General features: G+C 73.9%; 1 protein-coding gene. It reads right to left on the bottom strand.

Annotation, left to right across the window (positions count from 1 at the left end):
• On the bottom strand, window positions 1-3,159 hold a 3,159-nt coding region (locus ABZ371_RS30815), incomplete at both ends, for an amino acid adenylation domain-containing protein (protein ID WP_358685846.1).

Raw genomic sequence — 3,159 nt, 5'->3', positions numbered from 1 at the left:
GCCGCGAGTTCGGTGCCGGCGCCTTCGGCGCGCACCGCCCGGACCGTGCAGGCGCGCACGCTGTCGTGCCGCAGCAGCACCGCGGCCACCCCGTCCGGGTCGACCCGGAAGCCGCGGACCTTCACCTGGTCGTCCACCCGGCCTGCGAACTCCAGTTCGCCGGCGTTGATCCGGACCAAGTCGCCGGTTCGGTAGGAGGTGGGGCCGTCCGGAGTGACGGTGAACCGGTCCCCGTCCGGCGCGGCTTTTCCGTCCGCGCCCAGGTAGCCGGTGGCCACCGGGGCGCCTCCGACGGAGAGTTCACCCGGAGCCCCGCGCGGTACCGGGCGGCCGAGCCGGTCCAGCACGCGGATCACCGCCTCGGCAACGGGCCGGCCGATCGGTGGACGCGCAGGCCACGAGGTGGGGTCGGTGCCGAGCCGGTGACTGGTTACCACGTGCGTCTCGGTCGGCCCGTACTGGTTGACCAACTCGGTGCCGGCCGCTGCGCAGAAGGCACGGACGGTGTCGTCGACGACCAGCGCCTCACCGGCGAGCAGCAGGTGGGTCAGGCGGCCTGGAGTGCGGCCGAACGCCTCCCACGCGGCGGCGAGTTGATGCAGTGCGACCGGTGGCAGGAATCCCACCTCGATCCCCTGGTCGATGAAGAAGTCCAGGAGAGCCTGCGGGTTGCGGCGGCTCCCGTCGGGTACGACGTGCAGCGTGCCGCCGTGGATCACGGCGGTCAGCATTTCCTGGACGGAGACGTCGAAGGCGAGCGGGGCGAACTGGCTGACCCTGCGGGGCGCGGCGAACTCGGGCTGTGCGACCTGCCAGGCGATCAGGTTGGCCACCGCCCGGTGCGGCATGCTCACTCCCTTCGGCTCGCCGGTGGAGCCGGAGGTGAACAGGACGTATGCCTCCTCCTCGGGGCCGGGTTCGTACCAGGTGTCCGGGCCGGTGCCCGGCACGGCCGGCCTCGCGGGGTTCTCCGGCCGCTCCCGGGCGGAGCCGGACCCGCGGGCCGGCGCGTCGTCGCTCCCGCCGTCGTCGTCCGGGTCGGCGAGTACCAGCACCGGTCCGTCCCATCCCAGGTGCTCCGCGGCGAGAGCCTCGGACCGCAGCGCCAGCGTGCAGTGCGCCGCCGCCAGAACCGCGCTGCGGCGGGCGGGCGGCAACCCCGGGTCGATCGGTACGTAGGTCGCGCCCATGGACCAGAGGGTGAGCAGAGCCACCAGCGGGTCCCCTCCGCGCTCCAGGAAGCACGCGACGCGCGCACCGGGGGTGATCCCGAGGTCTCGGAGACGGCGGCGGAGCCCGCGCACGCGCCGCACGATGTCTCCACGCGTCCACCGCGTCTCCCCCGCGGTGAGCAGGTCCGTCCGCGGGTCGGTCGCCAGCCGTTCGGCGATCAGGCGGACCAGCGAGCCGGGGGCGTCGGCCGCCGGCGCGGGCGACGGCTCGGCGGTGGCCCCGTGTTCCCGGGCCCACCGGGCCAGCGCGCGTACGGCCGGCTCGTCCGGCCCGGTGGTCGACAGGCGCACCACCTGTTCGAAGAAGTCGGCGTACTGCCGCGCGAGTCCGTCCCGCGGCCGGTGCGTGTGGTGGCCGACCGCGAGTGTCGCCGGGCCGCCGAACGGGTCCTCGTGCACCGCCACCAGCAGCGGGAAGTCGGTCTCCTCGTCGTAGCGCACGTCGCTGAGCCGCACACCGGCACGCACCAGGCGGTCGTACACGTGGAAGTCGGTGTAGTTGAAGGCGGTGGGGGCCAGTCCGGACAGTCCGGTCACAGCCTGGATGCGCTCCAAGGGCAGGCGTCGGTGGGGGTAGAGCCCGCTCTCGTTGTCGAACACGGACGTCTGCAGTTCGCGCCAACTGCGGTCGGCGACGTCCACCCGCAGGGGCACGGTGTTGAGGAAGAGGCCGAGCGCGGTGTCGCCACCTGCTTCCTCCAGCCGCCCGCTGGTCACCAGACCCGTCACGACCTCGCTCTCCCCCGCGAGGAAGGAGAGCGTGGCCAGGTGGGCCGTCAGGTAGGCACTCCTGAGCGGAACCCCGGACTCCCGGGCGAGGGTGGCGAAGCGTTCGGTGAGCTCGACGGGCAGCTTCCTCACGACCTCTACCAGGGGCGGCTCGGCCGAGGACTGCGTTTCACCGTCCGGCAGCTGTGTGGGCCGTGCGCCGTCGAGGTACTCCACCCAGAACGCGCGGTGCCCGGCGTCGTCCTCGACTGCCCGCTCCGACTCGGCGTAGCGGCGCATGGTGTCGTCCGGGGTCCGGGGCGGGGCGGCCGGCAGGCCTTCCCGCAACCGGGCGTGGGAGGTGAGGAGTTCGGTGACGAGCGAGGCGGCGCTCCATCCGTCGAGCACGGTGTGGTGCACCGACAGCGACAGCACGCTCTCCCGGTCGCCGGTCCGGTGGACGAAGACTCGCAGCAGGCCCGGCTGCGACCAGTCGAACGGCACCCGGCGTTCCTCGGCCGCCCACCTCCGGAGGTACGCGTGCCGCTCGTCGGCCGGGTGCTCCCGCAGATCGGTGAAGGTACACGCCGGCTCGGCGCCACCGTGGACGACCTGGAGCGGTCCCGACGGATGGTCGACGACGAAAGCGCTGCGCAGCGCCGGGTGGGCGGCGACCGCCTCGCGCAGGGCGACGCGCAGGGGAGCTTCCTCTACGTGCTCGTTCACGGTGTAGCTCAGGACGTCGTGGTAGACGTGTGAGCCGTCCCGCACGCCGTGCAGGAACATGCCGCGCTGCAGCCGGGTGGCCGGGAACGCGTCGACCGCTCCGGCAGGGAGCCCGTCCGGCAGCGGGCGGGGGTCCGGGGCAGGTCCGGTCGTGAGGGCAGGTCCGGACGCGGCGGGCCGCAGGGTGGCGGCGAGCGACCGGGGGGTGCGGGCCCGGTAGACGTGGGACAGGTCCGTCTCGAACCCGGCCTCCCGCAGCCTGGCCACCAGCCTGACCGCGGTGATCGAGTCGCCGCCGGCCCGGAAGAAGTTGGCGTCGTCGGAGACCCGCGGCAGTCCGAGTACCTGGGCGACGGCCGCGGTCACGAAGCTCAGCGCGGGCGGATCGTCGGGCCGCGGTCCGCCTCCGGCGGGCCGTTCGGTGCCCGCGCCGGCCGGGCCCGCGGCGCCCGCGAACGGGTCGGGGAGCCGTGCGGTGTCCAGTTTTCCGTTG

Source organism: Streptomyces sp. NPDC005899, assembly GCF_040629645.1.
In the GTDB taxonomy this organism is placed as follows: Bacteria; Actinomycetota; Actinomycetes; order Streptomycetales; family Streptomycetaceae; genus Streptomyces.
Note: the sequence above shows the minus strand (reverse complement) of the source record. Positions and strands in the feature narration are given on the sequence as shown.